This is a genomic window from Parabacteroides vesiculifaciens, from assembly GCF_049860805.1.
Lineage (GTDB): Bacteria > Bacteroidota > Bacteroidia > Bacteroidales > Tannerellaceae > Parabacteroides.
In genome coordinates this window covers 1,099,407-1,116,892 of the sequence record NZ_CP187555.1, presented here as the reverse complement: position 1 = coordinate 1,116,892, position 17,486 = coordinate 1,099,407, and the positions used below count along the sequence as shown (strand labels likewise).

Annotated in this window: 14 protein-coding genes; 3 read left to right on the top strand and 11 right to left on the bottom strand. The window is 46.7% G+C overall.

What is annotated here, in order from left to right; translation table 11 throughout:
* Positions 1–113 precede the first annotated feature (113 nt).
* Positions 114–362 carry a hypothetical protein gene (locus ACPYIV_RS04390; protein ID WP_425885739.1) on the top strand — a complete coding sequence of 83 codons (249 nt, stop codon included), beginning with the start codon at positions 114–116 and terminating at the stop codon, positions 360–362.
* Between the two features lie 54 nt (positions 363–416).
* Here ACPYIV_RS04390 and ACPYIV_RS04385 read toward each other — a convergent pair whose 3' ends face one another.
* The 3 genes from ACPYIV_RS04385 to ACPYIV_RS04375 are packed head-to-tail and all read right to left on the bottom strand — an operon-like array spanning position 417 to position 3,585.
* Positions 417–1,658 (bottom strand): DUF4934 domain-containing protein, encoded by a 1,242-nt coding sequence (locus ACPYIV_RS04385; protein WP_425885737.1) that lies wholly within the window; start codon positions 1,656–1,658, stop codon positions 417–419.
* Between the two features lie 8 nt (positions 1,659–1,666).
* A complete protein-coding gene (locus tag ACPYIV_RS04380) occupies positions 1,667–3,154 on the bottom strand; it encodes a M56 family metallopeptidase (protein WP_425885735.1) in 1,488 nt (495 codons plus the stop codon).
* 44 nt (positions 3,155–3,198) lie between these two features.
* A complete protein-coding gene (locus ACPYIV_RS04375) occupies positions 3,199–3,585 on the bottom strand; it encodes a BlaI/MecI/CopY family transcriptional regulator (protein WP_293739383.1) in 387 nt (128 codons plus the stop codon).
* Between the two features lie 1,859 nt (positions 3,586–5,444).
* Here ACPYIV_RS04375 and ACPYIV_RS04370 point away from each other — a divergent pair.
* Positions 5,445–5,729, top strand: a complete 285-nt coding sequence (locus tag ACPYIV_RS04370; RefSeq protein ID WP_293734729.1) for an HU family DNA-binding protein — start codon at positions 5,445–5,447, stop codon at positions 5,727–5,729.
* 80 nt (positions 5,730–5,809) lie between these two features.
* Here the strand turns inward: ACPYIV_RS04370 and ACPYIV_RS04365 are convergent, their stop codons facing one another.
* From ACPYIV_RS04365 to ACPYIV_RS04330, 8 genes are all read right to left on the bottom strand, one after another.
* The gene (locus tag ACPYIV_RS04365) at positions 5,810–8,248 is read right to left on the bottom strand and encodes a DPP IV N-terminal domain-containing protein (protein WP_425885732.1); all 2,439 of its coding nucleotides are present in this window, start codon (positions 8,246–8,248) and stop codon (positions 5,810–5,812) included.
* Positions 8,249–8,383: 135 nt separating this feature from the next.
* Complete coding sequence (locus ACPYIV_RS04360) at positions 8,384–8,836, bottom strand: ATPase (protein ID WP_115501072.1); 453 nt, start codon at positions 8,834–8,836, stop codon at positions 8,384–8,386.
* A gap of 77 nt (positions 8,837–8,913) precedes the next feature.
* Positions 8,914–10,734: a V-type ATP synthase subunit I gene (locus tag ACPYIV_RS04355; protein WP_293734731.1), complete on the bottom strand. Its 1,821-nt coding sequence runs from the start codon at positions 10,732–10,734 to the stop codon at positions 8,914–8,916.
* Positions 10,731–11,354 carry a V-type ATP synthase subunit D gene (locus ACPYIV_RS04350; protein WP_293734732.1) on the bottom strand — a complete coding sequence of 208 codons (624 nt, stop codon included), beginning with the start codon at positions 11,352–11,354 and terminating at the stop codon, positions 10,731–10,733. The genes ACPYIV_RS04355 and ACPYIV_RS04350 overlap by 4 nt, the downstream gene beginning before the upstream one ends.
* A gap of 83 nt (positions 11,355–11,437) precedes the next feature.
* Positions 11,438–12,751 carry a V-type ATP synthase subunit B gene (locus ACPYIV_RS04345; RefSeq protein WP_293734733.1) on the bottom strand — a complete coding sequence of 438 codons (1,314 nt, stop codon included), beginning with the start codon at positions 12,749–12,751 and terminating at the stop codon, positions 11,438–11,440.
* A gap of 16 nt (positions 12,752–12,767) precedes the next feature.
* Positions 12,768–14,525 (bottom strand): V-type ATP synthase subunit A, encoded by a 1,758-nt coding sequence (locus ACPYIV_RS04340; protein ID WP_293740275.1) that lies wholly within the window; start codon positions 14,523–14,525, stop codon positions 12,768–12,770.
* Positions 14,526–14,528: 3 nt separating this feature from the next.
* Positions 14,529–15,398 (bottom strand): DUF2764 domain-containing protein, encoded by an 870-nt coding sequence (locus tag ACPYIV_RS04335; protein WP_293732561.1) that lies wholly within the window; start codon positions 15,396–15,398, stop codon positions 14,529–14,531.
* A gap of 1 nt (position 15,399) precedes the next feature.
* Positions 15,400–15,990, bottom strand: a complete 591-nt coding sequence (locus tag ACPYIV_RS04330; protein WP_293732560.1) for a hypothetical protein — start codon at positions 15,988–15,990, stop codon at positions 15,400–15,402.
* A 167-nt stretch (positions 15,991–16,157) separates the two neighbouring features.
* Between ACPYIV_RS04330 and ACPYIV_RS04325 the strand changes: the two genes are divergently transcribed.
* Complete coding sequence (locus tag ACPYIV_RS04325) at positions 16,158–16,670, top strand: GNAT family N-acetyltransferase (RefSeq protein ID WP_425885728.1); 513 nt, start codon at positions 16,158–16,160, stop codon at positions 16,668–16,670.
* Positions 16,671–17,486 lie beyond the last annotated feature (816 nt).

The following is a 17,486-nucleotide window of genomic DNA, read 5'->3' as shown; positions in this document are numbered from 1 at the left end:
CGCTGTCGCGTCTGAAACTCGCTTCGCTCAAACAGCAGACGCTCCGGACGCTCACTCCGGTCACTGCGCTTAACGCTCACCAGCTTAGGCCGGAGATAGAGCCTGGCGGCTCTTTGGAGATTACCGATACCGGCAGTTCTCCTGCGATCCCGCATCAAGTGCGGGAACAGACTTGTCCCCGTGCCCCACACGGGGCCGCAAAAGAACTGTCGGTGTCGGCAATCCCAAGAGAAAGCGCAGCTTTCTCGGAAAGGCCTAAGCGGACGGTCGTTAAGCGGAGGATAAAGGTGGAGCGTCCGGAGCCTGCGCTGTCTGAGCGAAGCGAGTTTCGCAGGCGACAGCGGAACCTTTGCCCGGAGTAGACCGGACGGTTAAGCCTTGATCTTTTGGTTACTTTTGGATCAAGCCAAAAGTAACTACTCCATGATAACCACCACCGGATTATCCTCCTCCCCGACCTTCTTCAAGGCAGCCACTCCGGCAGGGATATCAGTGTTGTCGGTGTTATCTTCGAACCAGGTTACGACCTCTTCGGAAGGGAGAAGGGCGGCAAATTCGCCGGAGGCGGAGACAGAGATGGGTTGTAAGGGAAGGAAACCGTTCAGATCGTCGGTTATCTTGTTGTCGAGGGGACTGACTTTGACGGTTCCGTCCGCTTTACGATAGAGGGCATTATAGGTCTTCTGTTTGTCGTTATAGACATTCGTTATAAAACAGAAGAAGATCACATCTTCGCTTTCCATGAATTTTGTCGGGTAAATGGCATCCTTCTTATCCTCGAAACGCTCGCTGTAGGGCCAGCGATGAGCACCTAAATCCAGCACGCGCGCAGGTTGCAACTCCTTCACGGCCGATACCTGATAGATCGTGTCGTTGTAGGACTGGCGAAAATAAAGGTCTTTGCCTGTATGCCAGAAGCAACTGTTGCCAAGCGAATAAACGGCCGACTTGTCATCCTTATATTTCATAATCACCAAACCGTCTCCCCCATCTTTCAAGACCGAGATGGAAGCAATATCGTTCGGAGTGATCACCCCTTCCCCTTTCTGCTCCGTCAGCAGTGATTCCACGCGGACAATTTCATCGCCACGGAACAACGCGATACGTGCAGGCAGGCTGTCGGTAGCAGAATAATAGCCGGCGATAAGATCTGCATCCAGATAATCAAACGCTGCCATTGCCGGGAACTGTCCGGCTGGGATGGCTGGAGTCCAGATATGGTCGAATTTGCCGTCCGCCCCGTAAACAACGATTTTATTCTTCCAACCCGCAAAGTTCAATTTGCCGGTATACGGGTTCTGCCATCCCCCATGCACAGTCGAATATCCTTCGGGATCTTCGCCCACATGGCCTATCGAACGGATAAAACGGCCCGTCTTTTTGTCGAACAACTGACAACGGTCCCGCCCGGAAGTTACCACAATCCAGTCATTCAAGACGGCAGCATAGGCTCCCTGTCCCACTAAGCAACTATCTGTCGTTTCCAATGCGACATAACGTATTTTCTTGAAACAGTCGGAAGTCTTCAACTCCGTCTGATTGTCGAAAGCTTCCCCCAAAGGGATCACATCGAGTTTTGCCACCTCCGTCTCGCCTCCGCTACAAGCGGCAAGAAAAAGACATGCCGCTGCCATAAACTGAAATCCACGATTCTTCATTTTCTTCTTTATTTTATTGACATTCGCTTTGTCGTGATCAGGATCACACCTCCGGCCGCTTTACTTCCATACATTTCTTGGGCCCTCTCGTCTTTCAAGATACTCATCGATTCGATTTTGTTGGCATCGATTTTATCTAAGGTTCCCGTATATTCGACACCATCGACTATAACAAGCGGGTCCGGCTTGGCATACAGGGCACCTCCGGCAGGACGCATATTCGATTTAAATTCCAAAGGGCGCAAAAGGAGCGTGTCTTTTTTTATTATGTCAAACACCTTTCCATCCTGCTGCTCCATCGAGCCGTAGCCGATAACGACAACATCCTCGCGAGGCTCCTGGTTGACCGTCATCTCGATTTGCGTTTTTTCTTTGCGAGCCACCTCTTTCATCGCTTTTGCTTCTTGCTTCAGCTGTTCGGAATCTCGTTTCATTTGTTTGGATTCCCGTTTCATTTGTTCGGATTTCTGTTTAATCTGTACAGACTCTTGCTTCAATTGTTCGGACTCCTGTTTCAGCTTTTTGGCGGCCTCTTCTTTTTGCGCCTGCGACATCTTTTTTTTGTCTTGTCGGGACGTAAGGACTTCGGCAAGCTCCACATCGGAGATTCTTTCCAACCGGCTGGAGATTTCAGGACGGGCGAAAGCGGCAACCGTAACGGCTGCGAGCGGAAGTACGTATAGGTACTTCAGGCGTGCCCAGGGATTTGATTTCTGTTTTAACATCATAGTAATTCGTTTTTTAAGTTTACTGTGGTTGAAGCTGTTGGCCATAGAGGTAAAACGCTGTGCGCCGACCGCTTTCTTTATTAATAACAATTGATAGTGCTTTGCGTCGACACCATGCGCGATCACGCTCTCGTCCGCCTCGTACTCGTGTACGTTCTGCAACTCCTGTTTCAGCAGCCAGGCGGCAGGATTGAACCAATGCAGGATGACGCAGCATCCGGCGAGCCACATATCCAGTGAATGGCAGGCCCTGATATGCGCCTGTTCATGCGCCAGGATTTCCGCTCCGCTCTCCTCCATATCGATACGGGAGATAACGATATATTTCATCCAGCTGAACGGCGGGACCGTGCGGTCGGTCACGACAAGCCGCGCCCCGTTCCCGAGTACGGCCACCTCACCCGAACGGATCAGGCGGACGATATGCCAGACGGAATAGAGGAACCGGCCCGCGAAAAAGAGGCATCCGCCGGCATAGACCATAAACAGGGCCGCCAGCCAGAACGGCAACTCACCCGCCTCCTCCTGTGCAGGCGTCCCGGCCATTTGCAACAGCCGTTCGATGTCCAACACCGTACGCTGCACGACGGCCGGCTCATCCGCCACAAGCCGTATAAAAGGAATCGCAATGGAAAAAGCGATCACGCTAAGCAGCGCCATCCGGTTGAAACGGTGAAACGTGTCCCGGCTCAAAAGCAGCCGGTAAAACAGGTAGAACACTGCTAAGCAGCAAGTGGATTTCATTATGAAGACTAAAAATATTCCCACGTCTAAAAAAATTAATAGTGAATAATTAAGAATAAATAAAGGAGTCAAGCACGAGGGCAAGGAGGTTTTGACATATCCCCCTTGTCTATTGAATCAATGAGTTCTCTCAGTTCATCCACCGAAATCTCCTCCTCCTTCACCAGCGAAGAGATGACGCCGAGGTAGGAGTTGTTGAAATATTTGGCGATGACGTTCTTCAACGTGCCCCGGCTATAGTCGGCTTCCGTCACGGCGGCGTAGTACTGGTAGGTATTGCCAAACGTATTATGCGCCAGGAAACCTTTATCCTCCAATCCGCGCACGATCGTGGAAAGGGTATTGAAATGGGGCCTCGGCTCGTCGTAAAACTCGAGCAGTTGCTTGACGAACAATGGGCCTTTCGTCCAGAAATAGCCCATGATTTCTTCTTCTCTTGCAGTCAGTCGTTTCATGGTATTTTATTTGTTCGGAACAAATGTAACTAAAAATTTTAGTTTACAAACTATTCCAATTAGTTTACAGGGCGACCGAACCAAATTCATTTTTAAGCAATACGATCTTATGGACTACATAATATAAGGAATAAACTATCCCCTCTACAAGAAAACTTATCTACATAGGCATAAAAACATCAGAGTGCCTATCAATTCTGTAATCAGTGCCAGTGATTATAAAATCAGTGCCAGCAATTATATAATCACAACCACTGATTATAAAGTCACTGACACCGATTACAGAATTAGCAGGCACTTAAGAAAGAATTATTCGGGACAAAAACGGGTTTTTCTCTCCATAGAAATAAAAAATTGTTACTGCTGGATTTGGTGCGGTTGCCCTAATTAGTTTATGAACTATTTTTTTTAGTGAAACTGGAGCTTGAAAACTCTAAAAATGCAAAAGCACGACGCTTTCACACCTTTAAAACATTAAAAACCAGAAATATAAAATCTTCATGGAACGTTTTTTCAAACCGATTTCAAGTAAAGCAGCAGAAAAACGTCCGGGCGAACTAAACGTTTAAGCCCTCGACGTCCCCAACCAAATCGCAAATACAAGCGTGGGCAGATGCGAATTACCATTATAATCAACGTCGATCTGCGCTTATTTTCATCTTTTTGGAGACCTCCATATAATTATTTCATGATAAGAATTATTAAAATATTCAATGATAACATTTTTTAATACACCCGACCCATTCTTTTTTTTCTTATCCGTTTAGTCTCTTTCAGCAAACCCATCCATCTACGGAATATCATCCGAAAGCCTCCCTCTTCCTCCCCCTGTCACACCACCAAAGACGCGAAAGTAATATTCTAATTCTCCATAATAATCAAGTAAAACTTTTACAAACAAAAGCATCCCGCTCCCACTATACACCTGTTTCCCGCCACCACAACCGCCATCCCGTGTATTCCCTCATTCCCGGACCTTTTTAAGTTAAGAAGCGGATTTTTTCGTATTTCTTTTCCACCGCCGGATTCGTAAACAAATTAAAACAGCACTTGGTTATTAAATGCAAAATTGTATCTTTCAGTCACAAATCCCGAGCATCTCGTTGAAAAAGTGATCAGGTATAGAGGTAAAAACAATTCATCGAAGTAGAAATCTAGACATTATTATTTGCTATAGAGAATTGGAAATTATAAATTCACGCCCTTATAAAATTCTCGAAACCTGTAAAGAAAGATGAGCTTTTTTAATGAAATGAATCGGGTTTTTCATAGATGTTTTCTATCTTTGTCGTGACAATTGTACCTTGAAGCGTCAAGGAAACATTATTTTGTGATTTATATAAAGCGTTTTCGTTTATCCTTAAGTAGAAATCTAGACAATTTCAAGCCATAGAAGGATTATAAACAAAAATGCTCATGTTTTGATTATATACCTACGTATAGTATATAGCATAAGGGCGTGAGCAAACTGTTGTATAGTACTGCATGGCGGGTTGTCTAGAACCTCTACTTAAGTCCGAACAACAGTCCTCACGCTTTTTTATTTTATAATAACGCCCGATTTCGGAGGACTACCGGACAATCTAATAGAAATGCCTATGAATTAATAAGACAATATTTTCCATAATAAGCGATTTTAGTATTATCCCTAAGTAGAAATCTAGACAATTTCAAGCCATCCGGGAGAAGTAACTAAACAATCAGTTCCTAACGTTTTATCGTATCTGTTAAGCGTGGGCTATGTTTATACTAATCAGGATTAGCGATAGTATTAAAGCAAAAGTCCCGCGCTTTTTCATCTTAGACAAATCCACCCGGGGACAGGGTAGAAAAACAATAACAATAAAACGAACTATTATATGACTACAAAAAGAACTCTGATTAAGGAACTGGCACAACGGATGGAATGTACGGACGTCGCCGCAAAGAAATTTCTGAATTCATATATCGAACTGATAACCGAAAAACTTTCAGAAGGTGAAGGAGTGAACATTCATTACTTTGGCAAACTGATGCCTCATTACCAGACAGAACGTCCGGGACGTAATCTCCGTACAGGCGAAGAATGTAAGATACGTGCCCGCACGTCGGTAAAATTCAAGGCCAGTGAAACTCTGATTCAAAAATTGAATACAGGAAAATAAAATTACATATAATAAGAGAGTGCATAAGGTTCGGAAAAATACTGAATCTTACGCACTCTCTTATTATTATTAAAAAACGATTATCGTTTCGGAATATCCACCGATGTTTCCTGTTCGCCCAGCAAGTTGCGGGAGAAGTAGTCGACCATACGCCAGTAAAAATATTCGTCCATATCGCCGAAGCCGTGGCGTTGTTGCGGCAAAAGCAGCATGTCGAAGCGTTTGCCGGCACGGATCAGGGCATCTGCCACGCGCAGGGTATTGCCCGGATGAACGTTGTTGTCGATGTCGCCGTGTACGAGCATCAGATGCCCCTTCAGGCGCGGAGCGATCTCTTCGTTCGTCTTGATGTTGTAGACGAAAGTCGTATCGCCCTTTGCGCTGACCACTTCCTTCACGCCGTGATGCGTTTCGCTCCACCACCGGTTGTAGATGCGGTTATCATGGTTTCCGGCACACGAAACGGCGACCTTGAAAAAGTCGGGATATTGCAGGATGGCAGCCGTAGACATGAACCCGCCACCCGAATGGCCGTGGATGCCGACACGGTTGATGTCGATGAACGGATAGCGGTTGGCCAATTGCTCGATAGCCGCCTTCTGGTCCGCCAACCCGTAATCGCGCAAGTTGCCGTAGCCAAAGTTATGATACCATTTCGAACGGCTCGGATGTCCGCCCCGGTTCCCGACCGTGATCACGACGAAACCGGCCTGTGCCAGACGATCCGTGCGCACACTCATACGGCTGAACGGATAAACGGTGGCTTCGACCTGCGGGCCCGGATATACATAATCGATGATCGGATACAAGGCTGTCGAATCGAAGTTGAACGGTTTATACATCACGCCGTAGAGATCCGTCACACCATCCGCCGCCTTCACCTTGAAAGGTTCGGGAAACTGGTAACCGGCGGCTAAGAGCTGCGAGAAGTCGCTTTCTTCGAGTGTCATCAGCTTCCGGCCGCTCGCGTCCATCAGATCCGTGCGCGGGATGGTGTTCACGCGCGAATAGTTGTTGACCACGAAAGCGGCATCATCATCTATCCTTGCCATGTGGAAGTAATCGCCCGGAGTGACCTGTTGCAGGCCGCTACCATCGAGGCCCACGCGATACAGGTGTTCGTAGTAGGGATTTTCATCTTTATCTTTCCCGTTAGCTAAGAAGTAAACGAGGCGTTTGGCTTCGTCCACTTTTACGATCTGGTCTACATGCCAGGGGCCGCGGGTGATGCGGTTCTTCAGGTTGCCCTCGCCGTCATAGAGGTAGAGGTGCGCCCAGCCGTCGCGTTCGCTCCACTGGATCAGCTCCTTGCCATTACCAACGGCCGCCAGCGGGCGGACTTCCTGATACGTATTCATGCGTTCTTCGATAATCGGGCGGATCGAATCCTGGCCGACCGTATACGAACAGATGTCGATGCGGTGCAGGTCGCGGCTCGAACGGGTGACGAAGAAGCGGTTATTGTCACCCAACCAAACGCTCGCCACCTCTTTCCGGTCACGGTCTTTCTGCATCCACGGCTTATGTGCCAGGCGCAATGTCTGGTCTTTGAATGCGGACGTCCGGATTTCCTTATGGCTATTGTCGTTCATATCGAACAGGTACAGGTGCTCGACGGGCGCTTCCTTCTCGCCGGGCATCTGGTATTTGTAGCTTTCCAGCGTCGGGCGGGGCGAAGCCATCGAGTTGATTACCCAGAGGTCTTTCACGGCACGCTCGTCACTGACCGTCACGGCGAAATAACGTGAGTCGGGCGACCAGACAATGCCCCAGACGCCTTTACGCTTGCCGTTGCATAATGTGTCGGTATTCAGCAAGCTATAGGGCTGGCCAAAACCGAAATCCTTCACGCCGAAAGTTGTGAGTTGTATGTCCGTAACCGTACTATCCTTATCGTCTTTCTTCAACTTCTCGTAGTCCTCGCGGGACATACGGTAGAGATTCAGGTCTTTTGCATACACGACCGTTTTGCCGTCGGGCGAGAAAGAGGCCCAATCGGGATATTCCGTTTCTTTCTTCTTGTCTTCAAGCCAGGTCAGCTTACGTGTGGGATAGTCGTACGAGAAAAAGAAGATTTCTTTCTTCGGCCCTTTATCCTTGTCGGTACTGTCCTTTTTAGCATCTTGCGAGGAAGTGATCTGGAAAGTGAATGTACGTCCATCCTCCCCTGCTTCGAGCTTCTGGATGGGGAGTTGCTGGGCGGTGAACGGATCTTTGACGATCTCGGTTATCTGTGCGGCAATATCGTCGAGGTCGAAAAGCGGACGTTTCGTCTTTGCCACCGGATCGACGACATACCAGAATTTGCCGTTGCTGGTCTTATATTCATACCAGAAATTATTACCTTTTTGGAACCAGTGAGGATCAACGGATGTGGAGAACAGCATCGTGTTCAGTTTCTCTTTCGTGAAACGTTCGGCCTGAACATATCCGGACAGGCGCTCCGTCTCCTGCCCCTGAGCTTCCGTACCGCAGAACATCCCGGCACAAAGCATCACCAAGAGTAGTTGTTTTTTCATTTGACGTTGTTTTTTATATATAAGTTATTATTCGTCGAAGATAAATGATGATTTAACCTTGAACGATTACATAAATAAAAAGGCTGCATATAAAGTATTGACATTATATACAGCCTCTTTCGTTTGTTTATTTAATTATACCGGAAGAGTTCCACCGATCAGGATAACAACCAGCAAAGCCAGGATTGCATACAATTCTGGGAATACGGCCATCACCATAGTAGCGCCGAACACATTGTGACCGGCTCCAACACCAGCAATACCATTTGCACAAACTTCTGCCTGACGGATAGAAGAGAACAGACCGGCAAAACCTAACACCAGACCTGCACCGAAGATAGCGGTTGCGTTCAACATCGTAATGCTATCGACCAGGAATTTCTGCATCATGAAATAACCTACGAATCCGTACAAACCTTGTGAAGAAGGCAAGGCGCTCAATGCGATATACGTACCCAGCGCATCCGGATTTTTCTTCATTGCTCCGACAACGGCGTTACCCGCAATCGTCACACCATAACTACTTCCGATGAAAGTCAGACCTGTCATCAACGCGATTCCAATGTAAGCTAATAAAATTGGTTCCATAATGAAAATTGTTTTAATTTATTCTTTTGTTATTATTTAATTTACTTTTTACAGGGAAGCTTTCCTCCCCTTTTTTGCTAAGCCTTTTTGAACGGCGTGTATTCTTTTCCGCCCCCTTCAAACTCGGCATTCTTATAATACTCGACGAAAATCAGACGAAGCGGATGGACAAGCGAACTGATCGTACAAAGCCCGATGTTGATCGAATGGCCGATCAACAGGATCAGCAACATGCACACCGCACGCAATACGATATTCATCCCTTCCGTCATATCGACGGCCAACTGGTTGAACACGCCCCCCAGGATAGCTCCCGTCAAACCGATCGCAAACAGGCGGATATACGACAAAGTATCTCCTAACAACCCGGATGCCATATTATAGGTATTCCAAAGCCCTGTCCCGAAATTGAGGAAGATATTCTTTCCCGGCGAATTGTAGAGGTAGGCCACCACCAAGCCGGCAATAGCAATACCGATAAAGACCGTCTTGACGATTTCCGGAAGTTGCAGATTCAGCATCGGCAATCCGAATGCCAGGGCTAAGGAGGTGATAACGAATACCCAGGCGAAAGGAGCGATACTATGCTTGATCCCTTTCTGCGCTTTCATCTTGAAGGCGGCTACCGTCTTTCCGAATATGATCTGTACCAAACCGATGACGATAGAGAAGGTCATCAGGTTATCACTACTCACAAAGTAGTCTTTCACCTTCGAGAAAGCCGGAACGTCTACCAACGAAATGCCAAAGAACGATCCCGTGCAAGAGCCGACAATCAGAGCCGCCAAACCCAGATACTGGAATAATGTCAAATAGGGTTTGAAATCCGGATTCACTTTCCGTTTCAGGAATGTACATACGAGAATCACCAGCAACCCGTAGCCACCGTCTCCGAAACAAAGCCCGAAGAAGAGCATGAAGAACGGGGCGAACAGGGGTGTCGGGTCGAACTCCGCATAGTTCGGAAGCGAGAACATCTTCGTGATCGGCTCGTAAAGCTTACTGAACTTGTTATTGCGAAGTTTGATAGGCACTTTGTCGCCCTCTTCAATCTCCAACGGCTGGAAATAGTAGCCGTCTTTTCCGAGGGATTCTTCCATTGCCGGAGCATCTTCAGTCGGGACGAAGCCTTCCAAGATCATCAACTTGTCGCCTGCCTCGCGATCCGTCTGCACCAATGTATTGGAAAGGTTGAATTCGTTTTGGATATTCTTTTCCAACTCGAGCAATGTATTGTATTGCCCGGCCGCATACTCCTTCAACTGATTGTTCAATGCCTTGATATTATCCAGCAATTGCTCCATAGCAAGATGAAGTTTCGCCAATCCCCGGTCAGGCATTTTCGGACGTTCGGCATCGATATCGATCGGCGTTCCCGTCTTGGTGACCGTCACGAAATAAGTAACCGACTGGAAATTATTGACTAAAAAAGCATTATACTCTTCTCCCCATTTCGGTTCGTATTTGGAAGTCGGACAACTAAAGAACGTCACGTCGAAGCCGGCCTTTTTCAACCGCCTTATATTTGCATAGCTGAACTCACCCCAGATATCCATATAAGCGATATCCTTTTCCAACGAGGCTTTTGCCGCTTGCAACTGGACCTGCTTTTCCTGCATTTCTTCGAGCTTGCCTACCAGCTTCAGCCCTTCGGCCTTCGTCAGTTCACGTGCCGGAGCGAGAGCCACTCCTTTCGTTTGGGAGTTCAGGCTCTTGCAATAGCGGATAGCCGTGTCCACCTGTTTCCGTTCGGCCAACAAAGCCTGTAATTCCGCATTATCCAGAATCGAATTCGTTTCCTTCACATGCACAACACCCAGTTCGCGGAGAGTGGTGAGGAATGCATCATATTCTCTATGATATACCATAAAGGCATATTTGCTCATCTTTACTATCATACTTCAGCCTCCTCTTTTTCTTCTTTCGCTTTACGCTTTTCCTGATTAGACCGCATGATCTTTTGTGATGACTTGGATAGACTTTCCTCGTCTTCCATGAATCGTTTCACTTTGCGGATCGCATCTTTATAACCCGGAATCTGCACCTTCTCAAAAAGGTTCACTTTCTGAGTGGTCTTCTTCCGCGCATGCTCCAACAACTCCAGCTTCATACCCGAAAACTCGGCTTCGATACCGGTACGTGCCAACTTTTTCAGCAATTCGATACCGTCGGTAAACCAGGCAGGGGCATTGAACAGGCTGTAACGGCCGATCTCGAATTCGATCTCGTCCAACACAGGGATCACCACACCGGCTATTTTTTTGGTGGAAAGAGACACATCCTTGACCGCAATCAGTTCGGGATTGAACTCGTTCCACAAAGCCACCATATTTTCGTAACTCTGTATCTCCTGTTCAAGCTGAAGTTCCAATTTCGTCACTTCATCTTTGGTCCGCTTCACTTCAAGACGCAGGGCGCTTTCCTTGCTCTTGATCGTCGGCAGGGAGCGCTCACGCATCTTCAGTTGCTTTTCCAGTTGCTGAAGAGAGGTTTTATTATATTGAAACTTTATTGCCATTTTCTAAACATTTATGAGTCGATGATCTATGATTTATGATTTATGAGTCGATAATAAATCATAAATTATAAATCATAAATCTTTTATTTCTTCCAGTACTTATCGACCAACGCCTGTTTGATATTCACTTCGGCAGGTTCGAAATACTCGCCGAACAAGCCCCATGCCACATCGAGCATTTCGGTCGTATCGAGGTTGACATCGATAGCCAGCAGCTTTTCGGAATAATCCTTTGCGAAAGCCAACGTACGGTTGTCGTAGTCTGTCAGGTCGAAACCGTTCTCCATCTTTGTCTTCGCATTGGCGGCATCGGCATACAGACGGACGGCGGCATTCATCACCTGCGGATGGTCTTCGCGTGTCTTCTTTCCGGTTACCAACTGCTTCAGACGGGACAGGCTTCGGAACGGATCGACAATTACCTTGCCGACATCACTATCCTTACGCAGGTACAACTGACCTTCGGTGATATAACCCGTATTATCAGGTACGGCATGTGTAATATCGCCACCAGACAAAGTTGTCACGGCAATAATCGTGATCGAACCGCCGGCAGGGAACTGAACGGCTTTCTCGTAAATCTTAGCCAAATCCGAATACAAGGAACCCGGCATGGAGTCCTTCGACGGGATCTGGTCCATACGGTTGGACACGATTGCCAAAGCATCCGCATAGTTGGTCATGTCAGTCAAAAGCACCAATACTTTTTCGTTTTTCTGCACGGCAAAATATTCAGCCGCACACAAGGCCATATCAGGGATCAGAATACGTTCCACGGACGGGTCTTCCGTCGTATTGATAAAGCTGACGATACGATCCAGCGCACCGGCATTGCTAAACGTATTCTTAAAAAACAGGTAATCGTCATTCGTCATACCCATACCGCCCAGGATAATCTTATCAGACTGGGCACGTAAGGCTACCATCGCCATTACCTGGTTGAACGGCTGGTCGGGATCGGCGAAGAACGGGATCTTCTGTCCGGTTACCAGCGTATTATTCAAGTCGATGCCGGCAATACCCGTAGCGATCAACTCGGAAGGTTGCTGGCGGCGCACCGGGTTCACGGACGGGCCACCGATCTCCACATCTTTACCTTCAGGAACAGGGCCGCCATCGATCGGATCACCATACGCATTGAAGAAACGGCCGGCCAACTGGTCACCCACCTTCAAGGAAGGAGCCTTCCCCATGAATACGACTTCGGCATTCGTACGGATGCCTTCCGTACCGGAGAAAACCTGCAAGGTCACTTCGTCGCCGATAATCTTTACCACCTGAGCCAACTTGCCGTCGACAGAAGCCAGCTCGTCATACCCTACTCCCGTTGCTTTCAGCGAACAGGTAGCTTTTGTAATCTGGGTAATCTTTGTATATATCTTTTGAAATGCTTTCATAAAAAACTTCGTTTTTTTAATTGCCTACGTTCTCTTCGAGGAGTGCGTCAAGTTGGTCGTTAAACTTCTTGAACTGTTCGCTCTCATACTCGGAATAGTTCATTTGCTTAAAGATGTTGATCATCTTCTTAAAGTATTCCATTACTTCGAGGAAAGTATCGAACTTGAACTCGGTATGGCAAATCTTCACCACCTTGTCCAGCATGAACTCCTGACGCGCGAGAGGGGTTACCGCATCGATCGGATCGAACGCATCCTGTTGCAGGATCACGAAGTCGATCAATTCCGATTTCCAGAAAATCACATGATATTCCACAGGTACACCGTCATCACCGAGGATGTTGATCTGTTCGGAAATTTCCTTACCGCGCAACATACGGGTTTTGATCTCGTTCACCTTATCGATCCAGGCCGGAGAGATATGCCCCGCAATATATTCCTGGAATTCGGGATATTCCAGATATTTGGAATAACTATCGATCGGGTTTACGGCCGGATAACGTTTACGGTCGGCACGTTCCTGCTCCAATGCATAGAAACAACGAGCCACCTTCTTCGTATTCTCCGTCACAGGTTCTTTCAGGTTACCACCGGCAGGCGATACCGTACCGATAAAGGTTACGGAACCTGTTTCACCATTATTTAAATGTACATAGCCGGCACGTGCATAGAAGTTAGCCACGATTGCGGACAAGTCCATCGGGAAGGCATCCGGTCCGGGAAGTTCTTCCAGACGGTTCGACATTTCACGCAAGGCCTGTGCCCAACGGGAAGTCGAGTCGGCCATCAAAAGCACCTTCAATCCCATGCTCCGGTAATATTCGGCGATTGTCATGGCCGTGTACACGGATGCTTCACGGGCGGCCACAGGCATGTTTGACGTATTGGCGATAATGATGGTACGCTCCATCAGCTTACGGCCTGTATGAGGGTCGACCAGTTCGGGGAACTCGGTAAAGATTTCCACCACCTCGTTCGCACGTTCACCACAGGCGGCAATGATCACGATATCGGCCTCCGCCTGTTTGGAGATGGCGTGCTGAAGCACGGTCTTTCCGGTTCCGAACGGGCCGGGGATAAATCCCGTACCGCCTTCCACGATCGGGTTTACCGTATCGATCGTACGGACACCCGTTTCGAGCAACTTGTAAGGACGCGGTTTTTCTTTATAACAGGTGATGGCACGTTTTACCGGCCAGCGTTGTATCATCGTTACCTCCACATCTTTACCGGCTTCGTCCGTCAGAACGGCTATCACCTCGTTGATGGTATATTGTCCTGCTTCTTTCAGGCTCTTGATCGTATATTCGCCCTTAAAGGTAAAGGGGACCATGATCTTATGAGGCTGGAAGTTTTCGTCCACTTCACCCAGCCAGTCACCGGCGGCCACCTTGTCGCCCACTTTGGCAAGAGGCTTGAAATCCCACAACTTATCATTGTCCAACGGGAAAGTATATTCTCCACGTCTGAGGAAAACGCCTTCCATCTTGTCGAGGTCGTTTTGCAAACCATCGTAGTTGCGTGACAACATACCCGGTCCCAATGTCACCTCCAACATATGTCCTTCAAACTCGGCTTCGTCGCCCACCCGCATACCGCGAGTGCTCTCAAATACCTGTACAAAAGCATTCTTACCTATTACCTTAATAACTTCCGCCATCAGCTTCACGCCTCCTACGGAAATGTAACAGATCTCATTCTGAGAAACCGGTCCATCCACCTCTACGGTAACAAGGTTGGAAACGATTCCTTTTACAATTCCTTTCGTAGCCATAATTTATTTATCATTGTTTCTTTTAAATTCTTCCAGGGCATTCTCGCTGCCTTTCTTCATCGCTCCGACGATCTCACGGAAAGTCTTTTCGCCGGTCACTTTATCAAGCGTTACCCAGCGCTCGATCATTTCCAGCTTCAGCAGATAGGCAAATACACTCTCTATGTCGAATGGTTTAAAAAATGTATGCTCTTCAAGCCATTGCCATTTCAACAAATCCACCTTCTTCTCGCGTACCATGAGATCGTTTTCTTCAGCAATACGTTGCAGGTCGGGCAAATAATCCACCGTATCTCCCAACCCGAAATCGCGTGCGTTGGATGTACGGAGCGCCTGGGCCACTTCATTATCCCCAACGATATATCCGGCTTTATCGAGGCCATGTTTACGGCAAGTGATAGCCGTCAGCATATTGTTGATATTCAGGTTCAAGCAGAACCAATCGCGGACGAACTTATTCGAATTTTTCATGGCATACGCATAGTAGAGGGCTGCCAGGCGGTCTTCCCACGGAATTTCCTGTTTGTTTTCTTTTCCTTCGCTTTCGAGATAAAGCTTAAAAAACTCCTTGAAATAAGGAGGCATCCGGTCATTCTTGGGTGGCTTTTCTTCTTCCTTCAATGCTTTGTACAAAGCGTTGAATTCATCATACGTTATACATCCCCGCGGGTCCGGATCACGATCCGGCTGTTTGGCATGAGCGATCAGGTTCTTATTATCGAACTTGAGGAAGAACAGATCGATCAGCTTCTTATCGGCCTTCGTCAGTATGCCGTCCAGTTCCTGCCTGAATTCAGAGACGGACCAGGTCAACTTACTATCGTCGAGCGCGATGTTGGGGAGTCCTGCGATTAAGCAATAATACTTACCCATATCAGAACAGCATTTCTACCAACCCGGGACGAAGGAATTCTTTGAAGAAGGCAACAAACTCGTCTTCACCAAAACTTACTTTATACGAGCCGTCAGACGGAACGATCGTGAAAGAGGCATCATGGCCACTTACTTTCTCTATCTTCACACCACCATCCAAAAGGCTCTTAGCATTGGCTTCGAAATATTTGGTAAGAGCATCGGCATCGGCCGTTTGGATCGTAATCGCATCCTTCACCACCCATTCCTTTGCCATTTCCAGAATCACTTTTTGCATAAATGCAGTATCAGAAACGATCGCTTTCACATTGGAAGAGGTGATTTTTCCGGTAATAAGATTTACCACTTCGCTCTTCAGCGCTTCTACAGATTGGGTGGCAAACAGCTTCAACTCGGCTTCCGTATTCTTTTTCAACTCGGCGGCCTGCTTTTCAGCCTGAGCCACAATACGCTTTGCTTCCGCTTCTGCTTCAGTCAAAATAGCCTGTTTCTGAGCATTTGCATCGGCAATGATTCGCCCTGCTTCTTCGTTACCTTTCTCTACTCCTTCTTTGTAGATCTTGTCGGTCAGTTCCTGAATCTTAGTATCCATTTCTATATATTTTTTTAAATTGTTCCCCACAGTAGGTATAAAACGCCTACAAAGTTATTCTTTTCTTTGAATTAACATTCATCTATACATAAAATCAATCTTAAAAAATAATTGTTGCGAATATATCCTTATTTTTTTTACTTTTGTTAGTCTAAAAGTAAGAAAATATGTTCTCTATTACAAAAGCAACCGTTGATGACTGCCAATTGATCCAAAATCTGGCATCTAAAATCTGGGAACCGACTTATAGTTCCATCCTTTCCCGTGAACAACTGGATTATATGTTTGACATGATGTACAGTCATGAAAATTTACTAAAACAGATGAACGAGCTTCATCACCAATTCTTTATTATTTATGCAAACGGCGATCCTTCCGGCTATCTGTCCATCGAAACCGTAGAAAAAGATTTATATGAATTTCAAAAAATATATTCTTTGCCATCCTTGCACGGTTCGGGAATCGGCCGTTTCATAATCGAACAGGGAGTTGCTTACCTGAAAACAATCCATCCGGGTCCTTTCGCAATCGAACTGAACGTAAACCGCTACAACCCGGCAGTAGGTTTCTACAAGCACATGGGATTCCATGAACATGCAACTCGTGATTTCCATATCGGAAACGGATACTATATGAATGATTACATTATGAGGATGGAGGTGAATAATATCTTATACTGAAATAGGCTTTACAAAGGTTCGTCAGTGGAAACAATGTTATCCGCTTAATCCGGTAATGCTTAATCTTTGCCATTGGAAATATAAAAGACCTCATTAAAGAAAAATAAAGGAATGCCTTTCCTCACATTCGTGTGTTTTGGTTTCTGGGTACCCAGAAACCAAAACACACGATTAACCCGTACTATCTAATGGTCAAACTCCAATATACTTACATACAACACAATATTGACAATAACCCCCATTTTTTCTATTTCAGGATAAAAATCGGCCTGATCTCATTTGTCTTTTATCCACCAAAATGAAGTTTTTCGTGACACATAAGAGAACAGTCTGCCTACCCCGCTAAAATAGCTGGATATTTGCTACCTTTATACTCTTTTTCCTTACATTTCTTAAAAGCCCAACTCCCGGAGAATCGATTATTTAGAGAGAGAAGAGGAACGGTACGGGAAAATGGCCTGTATACGGGGGAAATATCCGGTGATCCGGTACCTTATTTCCACGAGTTGCGCAGTTTTTCTCCACGACGACCGTCTTCATCGCCATGACGACCGTCCTCATATAGGATGAAGTCCGGGTTCGTGGCAACGAAGACGGTCGTCATGAGAAATTCTTGCCTACCTCACGGAGAGAAACCACTTTCAGACCCTCTGTTTAATTCAAAAACAAGTTAGCAAAGACCTTCTCTGATCTCGTCTCAAGACTGTTTTATGATGTTTTTGACAATAAGCCCCCCCTATTTTGGAGAAAGGCAATTTTCCTAAAATTTGAAACTTATCATTCCGCAACTCATGGTCACCTAAAGAGCAAATACGG